This window comes from Prochlorococcus marinus str. MIT 9313, from assembly GCF_000011485.1.
Taxonomy (GTDB): Bacteria; Cyanobacteriota; Cyanobacteriia; order PCC-6307; family Cyanobiaceae; genus Prochlorococcus; species Prochlorococcus marinus_D.
Genome location: NC_005071.1, coordinates 1,988,512 through 2,003,403 on the forward strand (window position 1 = coordinate 1,988,512; position 14,892 = coordinate 2,003,403).

At 53.4% G+C, this 14,892-nt stretch carries 18 protein-coding genes; 10 read left to right on the plus strand and 8 right to left on the minus strand.

Annotated elements, in window-relative coordinates:
* The first annotated feature begins 50 nt into the window (after positions 1-50).
* Complete coding sequence (locus tag AKG35_RS10080; RefSeq protein ID WP_011131250.1) at positions 51-1,277, plus strand: DegT/DnrJ/EryC1/StrS family aminotransferase; 1,227 nt, start codon at positions 51-53, stop codon at positions 1,275-1,277.
* Positions 1,278-1,379: 102 nt separating this feature from the next.
* On the opposite strand, the gene AKG35_RS10085 is transcribed toward AKG35_RS10080, so the two are convergent.
* Both AKG35_RS10085 and folK read right to left on the minus strand, forming a co-directional pair.
* Positions 1,380-1,940 carry an NUDIX hydrolase gene (locus AKG35_RS10085; RefSeq protein WP_041375232.1) on the minus strand — a complete coding sequence of 187 codons (561 nt, stop codon included), beginning with the start codon at positions 1,938-1,940 and terminating at the stop codon, positions 1,380-1,382.
* A 69-nt stretch (positions 1,941-2,009) separates the two neighbouring features.
* Positions 2,010-2,705, minus strand: a complete 696-nt coding sequence (folK, locus tag AKG35_RS10090; protein ID WP_328284559.1) for a 2-amino-4-hydroxy-6-hydroxymethyldihydropteridine diphosphokinase — start codon at positions 2,703-2,705, stop codon at positions 2,010-2,012.
* Between folK and AKG35_RS10095 the strand changes: the two genes are divergently transcribed.
* A complete protein-coding gene (locus tag AKG35_RS10095; RefSeq protein ID WP_011131253.1) occupies positions 2,641-4,785 on the plus strand; it encodes a putative cobaltochelatase in 2,145 nt (714 codons plus the stop codon). The two genes, folK and AKG35_RS10095, sit on opposite strands and share 65 nt — an antisense overlap.
* A 52-nt stretch (positions 4,786-4,837) precedes the next feature.
* Here AKG35_RS10095 and AKG35_RS10100 read toward each other — a convergent pair whose 3' ends face one another.
* Positions 4,838-5,713 (minus strand): MlaD family protein, encoded by an 876-nt coding sequence (locus tag AKG35_RS10100; protein WP_011131254.1) that lies wholly within the window; start codon positions 5,711-5,713, stop codon positions 4,838-4,840.
* Entirely contained in the window at positions 5,713-6,456 is a 744-nt protein-coding gene (locus AKG35_RS10105) for an ABC transporter ATP-binding protein (RefSeq protein ID WP_011131255.1), read from the minus strand. Before AKG35_RS10105 ends, AKG35_RS10100 begins: the two co-directional genes overlap by 1 nt.
* A 239-nt stretch (positions 6,457-6,695) precedes the next feature.
* Between AKG35_RS10105 and AKG35_RS10110 the strand changes: the two genes are divergently transcribed.
* Complete coding sequence (locus AKG35_RS10110) at positions 6,696-8,018, plus strand: gluconeogenesis factor YvcK family protein (RefSeq protein WP_011131256.1); 1,323 nt, start codon at positions 6,696-6,698, stop codon at positions 8,016-8,018.
* Here AKG35_RS10110 and AKG35_RS10115 read toward each other — a convergent pair.
* From AKG35_RS10115 to AKG35_RS10125, 3 genes are read right to left on the minus strand one after another with little or no spacing between them, the layout of a single operon-like run.
* The gene (locus AKG35_RS10115; protein WP_011131257.1) at positions 8,012-8,569 is read right to left on the minus strand and encodes an NAD(P)H-quinone oxidoreductase subunit J; all 558 of its coding nucleotides are present in this window, start codon (positions 8,567-8,569) and stop codon (positions 8,012-8,014) included. The genes AKG35_RS10110 and AKG35_RS10115 overlap by 7 nt on opposite strands.
* Positions 8,566-9,318: an NADH dehydrogenase subunit K gene (locus tag AKG35_RS10120; protein WP_011131258.1), complete on the minus strand. Its 753-nt coding sequence runs from the start codon at positions 9,316-9,318 to the stop codon at positions 8,566-8,568. Before AKG35_RS10120 ends, AKG35_RS10115 begins: the two co-directional genes overlap by 4 nt.
* Before the next feature lie 4 nt (positions 9,319-9,322).
* Positions 9,323-9,685: an NAD(P)H-quinone oxidoreductase subunit 3 gene (locus tag AKG35_RS10125; RefSeq protein ID WP_011131259.1), complete on the minus strand. Its 363-nt coding sequence runs from the start codon at positions 9,683-9,685 to the stop codon at positions 9,323-9,325.
* A gap of 83 nt (positions 9,686-9,768) precedes the next feature.
* On the opposite strand from AKG35_RS10125, the gene AKG35_RS10130 reads away from it, so the two are divergent.
* From AKG35_RS10130 to AKG35_RS12490, 6 genes are all read left to right on the plus strand, one after another.
* Positions 9,769-10,197: a rubredoxin gene (locus AKG35_RS10130; protein WP_011131260.1), complete on the plus strand. Its 429-nt coding sequence runs from the start codon at positions 9,769-9,771 to the stop codon at positions 10,195-10,197.
* A gap of 12 nt (positions 10,198-10,209) precedes the next feature.
* Positions 10,210-11,217: a photosynthesis system II assembly factor Ycf48 gene (locus AKG35_RS10135; RefSeq protein WP_011131261.1), complete on the plus strand. Its 1,008-nt coding sequence runs from the start codon at positions 10,210-10,212 to the stop codon at positions 11,215-11,217.
* 106 nt (positions 11,218-11,323) lie between these two features.
* Positions 11,324-11,572: a cytochrome b559 subunit alpha gene (gene psbE / locus AKG35_RS10140; protein ID WP_011131262.1), complete on the plus strand. Its 249-nt coding sequence runs from the start codon at positions 11,324-11,326 to the stop codon at positions 11,570-11,572.
* Positions 11,573-11,575: 3 nt separating this feature from the next.
* Positions 11,576-11,725, plus strand: coding sequence for a cytochrome b559 subunit beta (gene psbF / locus AKG35_RS12480; protein WP_011131263.1), 150 nt, complete (start codon positions 11,576-11,578; stop codon positions 11,723-11,725).
* 15 nt (positions 11,726-11,740) lie between these two features.
* Positions 11,741-11,860, plus strand: coding sequence for a photosystem II reaction center protein L (locus tag AKG35_RS12485; RefSeq protein ID WP_011131264.1), 120 nt, complete (start codon positions 11,741-11,743; stop codon positions 11,858-11,860).
* A gap of 12 nt (positions 11,861-11,872) precedes the next feature.
* Positions 11,873-12,070 (plus strand): photosystem II reaction center protein J, encoded by a 198-nt coding sequence (locus AKG35_RS12490; RefSeq protein ID WP_011131265.1) that lies wholly within the window; start codon positions 11,873-11,875, stop codon positions 12,068-12,070.
* A gap of 90 nt (positions 12,071-12,160) precedes the next feature.
* Here the strand turns inward: AKG35_RS12490 and mtnP are convergent, their stop codons facing one another.
* Positions 12,161-13,075 (minus strand): S-methyl-5'-thioadenosine phosphorylase, encoded by a 915-nt coding sequence (gene mtnP / locus AKG35_RS10145; protein ID WP_011131266.1) that lies wholly within the window; start codon positions 13,073-13,075, stop codon positions 12,161-12,163.
* A 702-nt stretch (positions 13,076-13,777) separates the two neighbouring features.
* Between mtnP and mtnA the strand changes: the two genes are divergently transcribed.
* Positions 13,778-14,890, plus strand: a complete 1,113-nt coding sequence (mtnA, locus tag AKG35_RS10150) for an S-methyl-5-thioribose-1-phosphate isomerase (protein ID WP_011131267.1) — start codon at positions 13,778-13,780, stop codon at positions 14,888-14,890.
* The last annotated feature ends 2 nt before the right edge of the window (positions 14,891-14,892 follow it).

Here is a 14,892-nt window from a genome sequence, read left to right on the forward strand (position 1 = left end):
CCACTTCAAAAGCTGCTAAACCGTCTTCGGCTCGGCTTAAGGTGCTTCTCATGCAGGTGCCCCCTTTTAGCCTTACTCAACAGCTAGCCGAACTGGGGCCTGACCTTGATGAGGCGGTCTTGCGCGTGCTGCGCAGTGGCCAATACATCGGCGGCACCGAAATTGAATCTTTTGAACAAGCCTTTGCTAACTCCCTTGGCGTGCCTTTTGTCGTTGGTTGCAACAGCGGCACCGATGCTTTGGTCCTGGCCCTGAGGGCACTGGATATCGGAGCAGGAGATGAGGTGATCAGCTGTTCTTTCAGCTTTTTTGCCACTGCCGAGGCAATCAGTTCGGTAGGCGCCACACCTGTCTTCGTGGACGTCGAAGCGGACACTTATCTCATCAACCTGGAACAAATCGAAGCAGCAATAACCCCAGACACCCGTGCTCTTTTACCAGTTCACCTTTTCGGCCGCCCCGTCAACATGGAGCAGCTGATGGCCATCGCCAACAAACATGGGCTGAAAGTGATCGAAGATTGTGCCCAAGCCAGTGGTGCAGCGTGGAACGGACGGTCCGTAGGCAGTTGGGGCGATGTGGGCTGCTTCAGCTTCTTTCCCACCAAAAACCTTGGCGGCGCTGGCGATGGTGGAGCCGTCAGCACACATGACGCAAAGCTTGCTCAGCGAATGCGAGAACTCGCTGTTCACGGAATGCCGCGTCGATATTTGCATACAGAACTTGGCTACAACAGCCGACTGGATGCCCTGCAAGCCGCCGTTTTAAACGTGAAACTACCAAGGCTTTCTTGCTGGGTTGAAAAGCGACAAGCCATCGCGACCCGTTATCAAACGTTGCTCACAAACCTTCCTTGCCTCGAGCTTCCAGATCAAACAAAAGCAAGCCATCTGCAACATGCATGGAACCAATTCGTGGTGCGGGTAACGAGCTGCCCAATGAACCAAAGCAACTCTGAGAGCCTTGGCAAACCGTCAAAAAACAATGGCAGCAATACCCTGCCGGATAGCAGTTGCCGTGATTGGCTCAAACAAAGTCTTTTAGAACATGGCATTAACACCATCATTTACTACCCAATCCCGATCCATCTCCAACCGGCCTATGAAGGCCTAAGCCAAGGCCCAGGCAGCCTGCCGGTCACTGAACAGCTTTGCAGTCAAGTGCTGAGCTTGCCGATCTTCCCAGAATTGCGCGAAGAGCAGCAGCAACAGGTTGTCTCTATGTTGCAGAAGCTGCTGAGTCCAGCAACCACAACTCACATGAGCAAGGTTGCTTAAAAAGCCTTATTTAATACCTGCTATTGCTTGTTATTAGGCACAACCTCCATAGATAAATACTGCTTCGCAGTAATACCAGAACAACCAGCGGGATAGTGATCTTTAGAGACCCAACAACTGACGCGCCCGATACCAAGCGGTAATGCTCTTGCCATCCAGAGCTTCATCACCACTAGCTAAGCAAGCATCGAATTCAGCTGGGGTCATATGCAGCACCTCAAGATCCTCGTCTTCATCACCAGCAGGAGATTCGCTCAGGGCTTTAAGGTCTCGGGCCAGAAAAAGGTGTATGACTTCATCGGAGTAGCCAGGACAAGGCAGCATCTGCCCCAAAGAATCCCAGCGAGCTGCGCTGTAGCCAGCCTCCTCTGCCAGTTCCCGCTCCATCGAAGCCTGGGGATCTTCCCCATCCTCAAGCGTGCCAGCAGGAAATTCCAGGATGCGGCGGGCTACCGCAAAGCGGTACTGACGAAGCACCACAACCCTGCCATCGGCAGTGATTGGCACCGCTAAGGAAGCACCAGGATGGCGAATCAGACCAAAGAGACCCTGTACCCCAATCGGCAGCTCAAAACGGTTGATCTCAAAACGAATCTTTCTTGCCTCTAACGCTGCTGTGGTTTCCAACAGCAAAGATGGCTCAGGGGGCGGAAGAGGCACCATGTTGACCACAAACAAAGAACTCCCAGCATGGTGGCTGATGACCAGACAAGGACTTGAATTGCGCCACCCCTATTCAAGCCAGCCCAAATCAGGGGGAATACGGCGCGGCACCTGAGCCACTCCCGTTAGGGCCGCTGCAAGTGGCACCACGACAAAACTTCGTTCAATCAGACGGGGGTGAGGAAGGATTAGGGCCTCGTGCTGAACCTGTAGTGCGCCCCAGGCAAGCAAATCAAGATCCAGTGAGCGCGATTCCCAGCGCATCAACTCTGCCTGGCGATCTCGTCCGAAGCGCTTCTCCAGGGCCAGCAGTCTGGCTAACAAGGACAGCGCAGCCGCTTCACAAGGCTGCAACAAAGCAAGCCGCGGCCCATCCACCACAACTACCGCATTGATGTAGACAGGCTGCTCGGGTGGACCGCCAACGGGGTCGGTCTCAAATAATGGCGACCAACGGCAACGCAAACCTGCAGGATTCACCCTTTCGCCCGATGCCTCTCCAAGCGATGTTGAGAGCCACTCATGGATGGTCTGCTCTAACTCAGGGCGCACTGCCCTCAAGGTGGCACGCGGAGGTCCAAAAGCACTAGCCAAATTGGCTCCTAGTGCCACAGCTAACGTGCTTGGAGCAGAATAAGCAGTAGAAACTCCGAGTTGATCAGCGAGACTGGCGCACACGTCATCGAGCCGGGGGGACTCCATGGTTGCAAGCGGATCGGCCGCAACTGCCAACACAAGGTCCAGAGATCGAGCAGGCCAGGACATGGCCACTCGTGCTTTTCCTCTTGCCGCAATTACAGGCCATGGAACGCTCAAGCTTTCACTGCTCCTAGCAGCGGTTGATCCAGAACTGGGTGGGGTGGTGATCGCCGGCGGCCGCGGCACTGGCAAATCGGTCTTGGCACGGGGACTGCATGCACTGCTACCGCCAATCGATGTGCTCGATCTGGAAGCCCTTAGCAAAGATCAGCAGACTTCACAAATTCATCGCCCCATTGGTCTCAATCTGGATCCAAAGCTCCCTGAGGAATGGGACGAAGCCAGCCAACGCCTGATCACGAAACAGGGCGCCACCGATGAGGAGAACTCAAAGGAGCCACTGCCGAGCCGTGTGATCCCAGCACCCTTTGTGCAAGTTCCAATTGGCATTACTGAAGACAGACTTGTTGGCGCTGTAGACGTCACGGCCTCCCTAACCAGTGGAACCCCTGTCTTCCAACCTGGACTACTAGCAGAAGCCCATCGGGGAGTGCTCTATCTCGATGAGCTCAATCTGTTGGATGACGGTATCGTCAACCTCATGCTGGCGGCAGTGGGAGCCGGCGAAAACCGAGTAGAGCGAGAAGGCCTCAGCCTCAGCCATCCCTGCCGTCCACTACTGATTGCTACTTACAACCCTGAAGAAGGGGCAATGCGCGACCACCTATTGGACCGTTTCGCCATCGCTCTCTCCGCCGACCAGCTGATCAGCAACGAGCAACGTGTTGAGATCACCGAGGCAGTACTGGCCCATGGCCAATGCAGTGTCAGCTTCGCTGCAAAGTGGGCCCAGGAGACCGAAGCACTAGCAACTCAGCTGCTACTGGCTCGTCAATGGCTGCCCGATGTACAAATCAGCCACGCACAGATCGAATATCTGGTCAATGAAGCCATTCGTGGAGGCGTGGAAGGGCATCGCTCTGAGCTTTATGCAGTACGCGTGGCACGGGCCCACGCGGCTCTCAGCGGCCGAGACCAGGTTGAAGCAGACGACCTCCAAGTCGCCGTGCGGCTGGTGATTGCACCGCGTGCATTGCAATTGCCGCCTCAAGAAGAGCAAATGGAGCCCCCCCCGCCAGAGCAACAGCAAGCACCGCCACCACCAGATCAATCGCAAGAAGACACTTCTGAAGAAGATGAGGATGAAGAGGATGACGAAGACACCCCTGAAGAGCAGACATCACCACCGGTTCCAGAAGAATTCATGCTTGATCCAGAAGCAATTGCAATCGATCCAGACCTTTTGCTGTTTTCTGCAGCCAAGTCAAAAAGTGGAAACAGTGGGAACCGTTCGGCAGTCCTCAGTGACAGCCGTGGCCGCTACGTCAGGCCCATCATCCCTCGTGGCCCTGTTCGACGTATCGCCGTCGACGCGACATTAAGAGCTGCGGCCCCATATCAAAAAGCTCGGCGATCCAGACAGCCGGATCGCACAGTGATTGTCGAAGAAGGAGATCTGAGAGCCAAGTTGCTGCAACGCAAGGCTGGTTCACTCGTCATTTTCCTTGTTGATGCAAGCGGTTCGATGGCTCTAAATCGCATGCAGGGCGCCAAGGGAGCAGTCATTCGCTTACTCACCGAGGCCTATGAGAACCGAGATGAGGTTTCACTCATCCCATTCCGAGGAGAACAAGCGGAGGTTTTACTGCCTCCAACCAAATCGATTACTGCAGCAAAAAGAAGGCTAGAAGTGATGCCCTGCGGCGGCGGCTCTCCTCTCGCCCATGGTCTTACCCAGGCTGCTCGTGTGGGTGCTAACGCATTGTCTAAAGGAGATCTCGCCCAAGTTGTCGTTGTTGCCATCACGGATGGACGCGGCAATGTGCCTTTAGGGACCTCACTAGGTCAGCCACAACTTGAAGGAGAAGATCCACCGGATCTAAAGCAGGAATTACTTGATGTCGCGAGCCGCTACCGCAGTCTGGGGATCAAATTGCTAGTCATCGATACCGAGCGTAAGTTCATCGGCAGTGGTATGGGCAAGGACCTAGCAGAAGCTGCCGCCGGCAAATACGTCCAACTGCCAAAGGCAACTGATCAAGCGATTGCCGCCATCGCAATGGAAGCAATAGACCAGGTTAAATAATACTTAGGCCTATTAATTGATCACGCATATAGGCTCTAAAGAGCTTAATACTTCAAGGTCTATTACCACTAGTTTGGGCCGGGTAAAGCTCATTAAAAAACTCACCAAGGCCAATCGTAACGCTACGCAAAGAATTCATGAATTGCGGATCATTCGTAAGCTTTTCCACATCTCCACCCACTGCATCAAACTTTTTAGTAAGCGAGCGAGCGTAACTCACAGTCTGCTTGAGATCATTAACTGTTTTCGGGTTATCGAATGCTTCAACCACATTGTTGATATGGCCGGTTGCCAGATTGAGATTGGTAATCATCGGTTCAGCTCGAGCCACCTCATCCTTGAGCTGACTCATTAATTTGGAGACATCTTCGGCGGTGCTCTCAATCTGCTTGGTGGAATCAACCAAATACGTGACCAACTTCTGCTTCTCTACCTCTTGCAGAATGCGCTCAAGTGTCTCTGTCACTGAAGAGATACTCACCGGAGGCTCACCCACAATCGTTGCCCCGTTACACAACACCTTGCTGCCAGAACAATCCATTGATCCAGGCAGGGGAGCATTAGCAGACAACGGCTGGCCAAGACTCACCAACGCCACCTGAGAATCACCCCCAAGCAATGAACTAGAGGCCACCTTGGCGACAACCGGCTTGGAAAGGCGCAGATCACCCTTATTGATTTCGAGGGTGGCCCGCACAGATTGGGAAGTCACATCGATTTTGACGACAGTGCCCACCAAGATGCCGCGATAAGTCACGGGGGAACGTTCAGCAAGACCGGTTGCATCGGGGAAGTTCACCTTGATGCTCCAAACCTTGGCGCCAAGACGCACACCCCTTAACCAGAGCAAAGTTCCTGCAAAGGCAACCACGGCTCCAACGATGGAGAATCCGACAATCGCATCACGAACGCTACGTCGCATAGACATCAATGCTCTTCAGGTTGCATTGGCCCGCGAAGACTACCGGTACGGAACTGGTCAACATAAGGATTATCCGTCTTACCGAAGTCTTCTATAGAGCCAGCCCAGTGAAACTTGCCTCCATAAAGCATCACCACCCTTTCTGCAGAACGTTCAATCGTGCTGCGTACATGGCTCACCACTACCGAACAACCTTTGGCCACTGTGGTGGTCTTAACAATTAAATCTTCAATTCGTGTGCACGCCACAGGATCAAGGCCAGCAGTTGGCTCGTCATAAAGCAATAGCGGCATCGCTGCGCTCTCCCGATCAGGATCATCGATCAGGGCCCTAGCAAAACTTACTCGTTTCTGCATGCCACCACTGAGCTGGCCTGGAAGTAGATCAGCCACATCGTAAAGCCCTACAGCTTCTAGACAAGCCATGGCTCGCTCACGAATCTCCTTCTGCTTAATGCGCCCTCCCCGCATCAACAAAAACCCCACGTTCTCCTCAACCGTGAGGGAGGCAAGCAACGCTGGGTTTTGAAAAACAAGGCGCACATCAGGGGGTTGCTCCTGATCAAGACGCAAATAAGCCTGCTGCTCACCAAAGAGACGAAGCTCTCCGCTGGTAGGCAACTCCAAACCTGCCAGCAACCGCAACACCGTGGACTTACCAGCACCAGAGGGCCCCACGACCGCCAAGCGTTCCCCAGGCTGCATGACCAAGTTGACCTGATCAAGCACTGGCCATTTTCCCCACTGCATGGTGAGATCACACATCTCGACCACGGGGGTGGCGTTTGACACAAATACCCTGTGCTGGGGACCGAGTCATTGTGCCCGGGATGTCGAAGAAGGAAAGCTTTCGTACAGTTGCGTTAAAGACCTATGGCCGGTTTGTCCCCGCGCATGTGACCTCGCCCAAACACCGCTTTACTCAGCGCCGCTCTCATCAGCGCCGCGCCAGTATCAAAGGGATAAAGGCTGCTAGCGAAAGGGGTCTAATGATCCGTTCTCGCAGAGCAGTGAGTTGGCTCCTACCTGGACTGGTCGTCAAGCGCTGGCTGCTCACTTCGGGCCTGGGCCTTCTTATGGCACTTCTAGGAGCAGCCATCTGGGCGGACCTCAAGCCCATCTACTGGATCATCGAGACCCTCGTCTGGCTACTGGGAACAATCACAACTGTGCTGCCACGCAGCATTACAGGTCCTTTAGTGGTCTTAATCGGAGCCGCCCTAGTGCTATGGGGACAAAGCCGCAGCTTTGGTTCGATCCAACAAGCACTAGCGCCCGACAAGGACACCGTGCTCGTCGACGCCCTTCGTGCCAAAAGCAAACTCAACCGCGGCCCTAACATCGTCGCCATCGGAGGTGGAACAGGCCTCTCCACTCTGCTCAGTGGCCTGAAGCGCTACAGCAGCAACATCACAGCGATCGTCACAGTGGCTGACGATGGCGGCAGTAGCGGAGTCCTGCGTCGCGAACTTGGTGTTCAGCCCCCAGGCGACATTCGCAACTGCCTGGCTGCACTCTCAACAGAAGAACCCCTGCTCACACGACTGTTTCAATATCGTTTCTCAGCAGGTAGTGGCCTAGAGGGCCACAGCTTCGGCAATCTCTTTCTCTCTGCACTATCAGCCATCACGGGCAATCTAGAGACAGCCATCACAGCGTCTAGTCGAGTCCTCGCAGTTCAGGGTCAGGTCGTTCCCGCGACCAATGCAGATGTACAGCTCTGGGCGGAACTGGAAAACGGCCAGCGCATTGAAGGGGAATCAGCGATCGGCAAGGCCCCAAGTCCAATCGTGAGGCTTGGCTGCTTGCCCGCACAACCACCAGCCCTGCCCCGCGCGCTAGAGGCAATCTCTAATGCAGACCTGATTCTTCTAGGACCTGGCAGCCTCTACACATCCCTATTACCCAATTTGCTTGTACCGGCCTTAGTTCGAACCATCCAGCAGAGCCGAGCACCGAAGCTTTACATCTGCAACTTAATGACTCAACCCGGCGAAACAGATGGCCTGGATGTTGTTGGTCACCTAAGAGCAATCGAAGCCCAACTCGCCAGCCTGGGCATCAGCCAGAAACTATTCAATGCCGTTTTGGCCCAGGATGACCTAGGAGAATCCCAATTGGTGAAGCACTATCAAGCACGAGGCGCTGAACCGGTCAACTGTGATGCTCAAGCACTCATCGCCAAGGGCTATGAGTTGATGCAAGCTCCATTGCAAGGGAAAAGGCCTCGCGCAACACTGCGCCATGACCCACGCAGCCTTGCCCTAGCGGTGATGCGCTTCTATCGAAAGTATAAAAAGAGTGCTCAATAAGCATCCTGCATCTCATAAAAGTCTGGCTGCACATAATCTTTCCGCAGTGGCCAGCCCTTCCAGTCTTCAGGCATTAGCAATCTTTTCGGATGGGGATGTCCCTCAAAGTTGATGCCGAACATGTCAAAGGTTTCCCGCTCCTGCCAGTCAGCTCCGCGAAACAAGCCGTAGATCGATGGGAGCGAAGGTATGTCTTCACGGGATAAAAACACCTTGAGGCGTACCTCACGTACCTTGGCCGCTTCCGACGACGAATCTCCCACCCCCATCTTTGCAACCATTTCAGCCATGGCAACGAGATGGTAGAAGCAGACCAGCTGCTGGCCAGGGCCTTCGTCATAGCCACCCTGGCATTGAAGATAATCAAAACCATCAGCCTTGAGAGCTGCAACGATCACCTGCAGGAACATCGACTCCACACCAATCACCTCCACACCAAGATGATCAGGATCAAGCAACTGATGCTCAAAACCCTGCTGGTTGAGCCAGCGGCTTACAGGTCCCGGTTCCGGACCCGCCGGCACCGGGGGCGTGGAAGGGGTCTCGCTCATGACTCGTAGGTTGATGAAGACTGAGAAGCTGGGCTGACATCAATTTCAGGGGTGTTCAACTCCGCAGCCATTGGTAGCCCAGCACCAGGCTTCAAGGCAGCTTTCTGGGTATCAGCACTCAAGTAGGCCCCGGTGACAATTGGCTCAACTCGCTTCATATGATGGGGCACTGTGAAGTAGCGGTGGGTCTGGGCAATCTTGATCCGCTCAGCAACCGATTCATCACCCACTTTTTTGCGTAACTTGATCACCGCATCAAAAATTGCTTCAGGGCGAGGTGGGCACCCTGGGAGATAGAGATCTACGGGGATGAGCTTGTCTACTCCACGCACAGCGGTAGTGGAGTCAGCACTGAACATGCCACCAGTGATCGTGCATGCACCCATAGCAATCACGTATTTAGGCTCAGGCATCTGCTCATAAAGCCTTACCAGGGCTGGAGCCATCTTCATGGTCACCGTGCCCGCAACGATCAGGAGATCAGCCTGCCGCGGAGAGCTTCGGGGCACCAAGCCAAAACGGTCAAAATCAAACCTTGATCCAATCAGAGCCGCGAACTCGATAAAGCAACACGCGGTGCCATACAGCAACGGCCAGAGACTGCTAAGCCGAGCCCAATTGTGAAGATCGTCCAGGCTTGTGAGAATGATGTTCTCACTCAAGTCACTGGTCACACTGGGAGCGCCTACGGGGCCACAACTCGCTGCACGCAAGTCACGTACGGCATCGATGGAGGGGGTCACTGACATGAAATCAACTCCACTCGAGGGCACCCTTGCGCCAGGCATAAGCCAGTGCAACAAGAAGGATGGCAATAAAAATAAGGGCTTCGATGAAAGCCAATAGACCTAAGCGATGAAATGCCACAGCCCAGGGATAAAGGAAAACGGTTTCCACATCAAAGATGACGAAAACTAAAGCGAACATGTAGTAGCGAATGTTGAACTGAATCCAGGCACCACCAATGGGCTCCATCCCTGATTCATAGGTCAGCTCCCGCTCGCCGGTGCGACTGCGAGGCGCCAAAAGCTTGTTGGTGACAAGCGCCAAGATCGGTACTGCTGCTGAGATCAGCAGAAAGCCGAGAAAAGCGTCATAACCCGGCAGCGCAAACATGGACAAGTACGACTTGCTTCTCAGTCTGGCATTCACTGCCATGGGCTAACGCCGATAGAGTTATCCCATCTGACAGTGCAGCTGTGAGCGACAAAACCACACCTGCCGAAGACTCGACAGAAGCCGAATCAGTTGCTCAAACTGACGTTGATTGTATGGCCATAGACACCATCGCCTCAGCAGAGTCCGACACCGATCAGCTCACCCATCGCTTTGAGTGCCGCAGTTGCGGTTACGTCTATGACCCAGAAGAAGGAGTCAAGAAGCTTGGCATCACTTCCGGAACAGCTTTCAAGGATCTCGATCCAACCAACTTTCGTTGCCCCGTATGCCGTGCCCGCATCGACGCCTTCAAAAACATCGGTCCTCGCAGTGCACCTAGCGGCTTTGACCAAAACCTCAACTACGGCATCGGCGTCAACCGCTTAACACCCGGGCAAAAGAATGTCCTGATCTTTGGAGGCCTGGCACTGGCCTTCGCCTTCTTCCTCTCCCTCTACTCACTGCGTTAACGCATCCCTGCCATGAGCCGCCTGTTCTCAAACCTTTTCAACCTTCTACTGATTGCGGCCATCGGGTTCGGCCTCAGTGGGTGCGTCACCAGCCGGCTTCCGGTCGCCAGCACCAGCCCATGGCAACCCTTGGAGTTGAACACTGAGTCAAATCCACTGGACATAAGTTTCTCTGACGCCAACCACGGCTTCGTTGTTGGTACCAACCGCTTAATCATGGAATCAAATGATGGGGGTGTCAGCTGGAAGAAGCGCAGCTTGGATCTTGAAGAAGATGAAAACTTCCGGCTCATCAGTATCGATTTCAACGGCAATGAGGGTTGGATCGCTGGGCAGCCAGGGCTGGTGATGCACAGCACTGACGCAGGCAAGAACTGGTCACGCCTGAAGCTTGAAAACAAACTCCCAGGGGATCCATATTTGATTACCAACCTAGGTCCCAATAATGCTGAGCTTGCCACCAACGCAGGTGCCATCTATCGCACAAGCGATGGTGGCACCACCTGGAAAGCAACTGTGAGTGAAGCGGCCGGTGCAGTGCGCGACCTCAGGCGCAGTGCAGCTGGCAATTACGTGAGCGTGAGCAGTCTGGGCAATTTCTTCTCCACCTTGGATCTAGGCCAGGATGTTTGGCAAAACCATGAGAGGGTCAGCAGCAAGCGGGTGCAGAGCCTGGGTTATCAACCCAACGGTGAACTATGGATGGTGGCCAGGGGGGCCGAGATCCGCTTGAACGATCAACCCGGAAACGTCGACAGCTGGGGAAAAGCGATGATTCCAATCACCAATGGCTACAACTACCTAGATCTGTCCTGGGATCCCAACGGAGGCATCTGGGCAGCGGGCGGCAACGGAACTCTTATTAAGACTCTGGATGACGGAAAAAGCTGGCAGATCGATCCCATGGGCGACACACAGCCCTCGAACTTGATCAGGATCCTGTTCGACACCAGCTCTGAAAGCCAAGCCAAAGGGTTTGTTCTTGGGGAACGAGGCCACCTTCTGCGCTGGGTGGGCTAAGGCTTGACCTACAGCCAAATGAGCAACGCTCTGTAACCATGCCGTTCACCAGACGCAGTGTTGAGGCTCAGCCTTATAGGATCTAAAAGCTGATACGCCTGAGGCCATGGCTGCTGGCTCCACCGGGGAACGCCCTTTTTTCGAGATCGTCACTAGCATCCGCTACTGGGTGATCCACGCTGTTACCCTGCCGTCGATCTTCCTCGCCGGCTACCTGTTTGTGTCCACGGGCCTTGCCTATGACACATTCGGCACACCTCGCCCTGATGCCTATTTCCAGGCAAGCGAAAGCAAGGCTCCTGTCGTTAGCCAACGCTACGAAGCCAAATCCCAACTCGACCTGCGCCTGCAATAAGCCATGGCTCAATCTTCTTCTGCACCTCTTCAAGCGCTTAACGTCCGTGTCTATCCGATTTTCACGGTGCGTTGGCTCGCTGTACACGTCTTGGGTGTACCCACAGTGTTTTTTCTTGGCGCCATAACCGCCATGCAGCTCATCCGTCGCTGATCCCACTCCCAAACCATGGAGCAAAACCCAAACCCGAACAACCTGCCGGCAGAACTGAACCGCACTAGCCTTTACCTAGGGCTTTTGCTGGTTTTTGTAACCGCCGTGCTATTTACCAGCTACTTCTTCAACTAAGGGATCTGAAGCATGAGTACGAAACTTAAAGGCCCTGACGGACGCATACCTGACCGTCTTCCTGACGGCAGTCCAGCCGTTTCATGGGAACGCCGGTGGACAGAAGGGTCCCTACCCCTATGGTTAGTGGCCACAGTTGGTGGCATGGCTGTCCTCTCAGTCCTAGGTCTCTTCTTCTTCGGCTCCTTCACTGGAGTCGGTTCCGCTTAATTTAGATTCAAGATTCTGTATGTAAACCCTACCTAGCAGGGTGGGGACTTACATGCAGAGTTAGATCTTCTAAAAAACAAAAACTGACCATCAACTACCGCCAAACTCGCCCCAATAAGGCCTTGTAAAGAGGTCAAGTTTGCGGCGGGTTTTGTCAGTTACATGTTTTTTGGCGGTTAGCAAAGCATCTTCCAAAGCATTGTGAGCTGTGCTGACGGGACGAATATCTGCAACCATTTTGGCTGTTTCCCGAACGATCTTTGTGGCCAATTGTGCATTGGCCCTCAGATTTGCAAGCACCATCTCTACAGTCACGCTGTCATGGTGACCATGCCAACAATCGTAATCAGTCACCATTGATAAAGAAGCATAGGCAATCTCTGCTTCCCGAGCCAGGCGAGCCTCAGTGTGATTGGTCATTCCGATCACCATGCAGCCCCAACTCCTATACAACTTCGATTCAGCTCGAGTGGAAAAGGCCGGACCTTCCATCGCCAGATAGGTACCACTACGATGCAATTGGCGTCCATCCGGCATCAGGCTTTCGCCAACATCAGCTAATAAGCGAGAAAGCGTGAGGCAAAAAGGATCAGCCATTGCCACATGAGCCACCGCCCCATCTCCAAAAAAAGTCAGTGGTCGCTGATGAGTCCGATCAATGAATTGATCAGGTACCACCATGTCTAAGGGGCGCACCTGTTCCTGCAATGAACCAACTGCTGAAGGCGAAAGGATCCAACGCACACCAAGCGAACGCATCGCCCAAATATTCGCTCGATAGGGAACTTCCGTAGGCAAAAAAGTGTGATTACGCCCATGGCGAGCAAGAAACACCACCTCCATACCGTCAAGGGTGCCGAGTCGAAAAGAGTCCGAAGGCTTTCCAAAGGGAGTATCAATCTCCAATTCTTGAATGTTCTCAAGGCCTTCGATGGCATAGAGACCACTGCCTCCCAAAACTCCTAAACGAGCGCCTTCGAGAGGAGAAGTTGTGAGGCGATTCAATTAACGTCTTTCAGCTTTAAATAGCATAGCCCGTCAATAACTCGATCAATACTTATAGCATTCAAGGGCTTCATATATATAACTGATAGCCGAAGTATCACATCAAGTCATGAGTTTAATTAGCAAATATTTATTCAACCTTCAAAAAATTAACTAGCCAAGGCCTCCAGCAGAAAGAATCCATCAATCCCTGAGATGACTTACAAAGTGTTTACGATCAAGATGCATGCACAACACGTGAAATAACAATTAAATGGTTCAAGCGGGCAATCATCTAAAGAGCCACCTTGATCCACTGCATTGGGTTGAACAAGAGCAAATCTTAACTGGCTTAAAAAGCATTTTAGAACCTGAAGGCGAGGTTTATCTTGTAAGGCTAATTAAAAAAGAGTTCACTTATAAATACAAGAGGCACTAACCCAGGCAAAGGTTAGACCAGGCCTAATGCTTTCATTCAGCCCAAAAGGTTACTGGTCCTAGCAATACTCAATAAGCCATACTTGACCTAATCTTCAACCATGACTTCAATGCAGAAGCCTTGCTCGCAGCAAGGCTCAATGTATTAGTAGCCAAATATCACAATGGGCAATTGCACCAGGATGAATTAGCCATGCAACCTGACCGCTTTAGAAATCAGGATCTGCCTAGGCATAACATCGACTCGATCAACACTGCCCAGGATCATCTAAATGGTGAAATGTCATGAACATTGATGGCACAGCCTGGCGCACCATCTGGCTTGAAAAAGATGGGCATTCAGTCGGCGTGATCGATCAAACCCAACTGCCCCACAAGTTCAGCACCCTCAAGCTCAGCAACTGCCAAGAGGCCGCAACCGCAATTAGCACCATGATAGTGCGTGGGGCTCCATTGATCGGAGTTACCGGAGCCTATGGATTAATGCTGGCCCTACAAGAAGACCCCAGCGATAACGCCCTAGAAGCGGCCTTTAAGCAACTCAATGCCACCCGGCCAACAGCAGTCAATCTGCGCTGGGCCCTCAAACGAATCCGAGACAAAGTAAAACCGCTTCAACCAGCTAAGCGGGCAGAGGCCGCCAGAGCCGAGTCTGCCCTCATTGCCGAGGAGGACGTGGCCATGTGTGAGGCCATCGGCAACCATGGCTTAGCAATCATCCAAAAGCTAGCTGCAGGCAGACCAAGCGTGCGGCAAAAAGAGCCCATACAAGTGCTCACCCACTGTAATGCTGGCTGGCTAGCCACCGTTGATTGGGGGACCGCGCTGGCACCGATTTACAAGGCCCACCGGGCTGGCCTAAACATTCATGTATGGGTTGACGAGACACGCCCCCGCAACCAGGGCGCAAGCCTCACTGCCTACGAACTAGGTCGTGAAGGCGTACCCCATACCGTGATCGTGGATAACGCGGGTGGGCACCTTATGCAGCAAGGATATGTTGACGCAGTCGTCGTAGGTAGCGACCGAACCACACGTAGCGGTGACGTGTGCAACAAAATCGGCACCTATCTCAAGGCCTTAGCGGCTCTAGACAACGGCGTGCCCTTTTATGTGGCCCTACCCGCCTCAACAATCGACTGGTCAATCTCGGATGGGGTCGCAGAAATCCCTATCGAAACCCGCTCGGCGATGGAAGTGACCCACATCCAAGGACGAAACAACAACGCTTCTAGCAACAACCAACTCACCACCGTGCAACTCACTCCCAATCAAAGCGAAGGATTCAACCCTGCTTTTGATGTAACCCCTGCGCGCCTCGTAACGGCCCTAATCACCGAACGCGGAGTCGCGGCAGCAAGCGAGACGGGCCTCATGGAGCTTTACTGCGATGATTAAAA

Bases quoted from the DNA above. Each gene is read 5' to 3' on its own strand.
- AKG35_RS10080 (WP_011131250.1), top strand. From the start codon at position 51: ATGCAGGTGCCCCCTTTTAGCCTTACTCAACAGCTAGCCGAACTGGGG.
- AKG35_RS10085 (WP_041375232.1), bottom strand. From the start codon at position 1,940: ATGGTGCCTCTTCCGCCCCCTGAGCCATCTTTGCTGTTGGAAACCACA.
- AKG35_RS10095 (WP_011131253.1), top strand. From the start codon at position 2,641: ATGGTTGCAAGCGGATCGGCCGCAACTGCCAACACAAGGTCCAGAGAT.
- folK (WP_328284559.1), bottom strand. From the start codon at position 2,705: ATGTCCTGGCCTGCTCGATCTCTGGACCTTGTGTTGGCAGTTGCGGCC.
- AKG35_RS10100 (WP_011131254.1), bottom strand. From the start codon at position 5,713: ATGTCTATGCGACGTAGCGTTCGTGATGCGATTGTCGGATTCTCCATC.
- AKG35_RS10105 (WP_011131255.1), bottom strand. From the start codon at position 6,456: ATGCAGTGGGGAAAATGGCCAGTGCTTGATCAGGTCAACTTGGTCATG.
- AKG35_RS10110 (WP_011131256.1), top strand. From the start codon at position 6,696: ATGATCCGTTCTCGCAGAGCAGTGAGTTGGCTCCTACCTGGACTGGTC.
- AKG35_RS10115 (WP_011131257.1), bottom strand. From the start codon at position 8,569: ATGAGCGAGACCCCTTCCACGCCCCCGGTGCCGGCGGGTCCGGAACCG.
- AKG35_RS10120 (WP_011131258.1), bottom strand. From the start codon at position 9,318: ATGTCAGTGACCCCCTCCATCGATGCCGTACGTGACTTGCGTGCAGCG.
- AKG35_RS10125 (WP_011131259.1), bottom strand. From the start codon at position 9,685: ATGTTTGCGCTGCCGGGTTATGACGCTTTTCTCGGCTTTCTGCTGATC.
- AKG35_RS10135 (WP_011131261.1), top strand. From the start codon at position 10,210: ATGAGCCGCCTGTTCTCAAACCTTTTCAACCTTCTACTGATTGCGGCC.
- psbE (WP_011131262.1), top strand. From the start codon at position 11,324: ATGGCTGCTGGCTCCACCGGGGAACGCCCTTTTTTCGAGATCGTCACT.
- psbF (WP_011131263.1), top strand. From the start codon at position 11,576: ATGGCTCAATCTTCTTCTGCACCTCTTCAAGCGCTTAACGTCCGTGTC.
- AKG35_RS12485 (WP_011131264.1), top strand. From the start codon at position 11,741: ATGGAGCAAAACCCAAACCCGAACAACCTGCCGGCAGAACTGAACCGC.
- AKG35_RS12490 (WP_011131265.1), top strand. From the start codon at position 11,873: ATGAGTACGAAACTTAAAGGCCCTGACGGACGCATACCTGACCGTCTT.
- mtnA (WP_011131267.1), top strand. From the start codon at position 13,778: ATGAACATTGATGGCACAGCCTGGCGCACCATCTGGCTTGAAAAAGAT.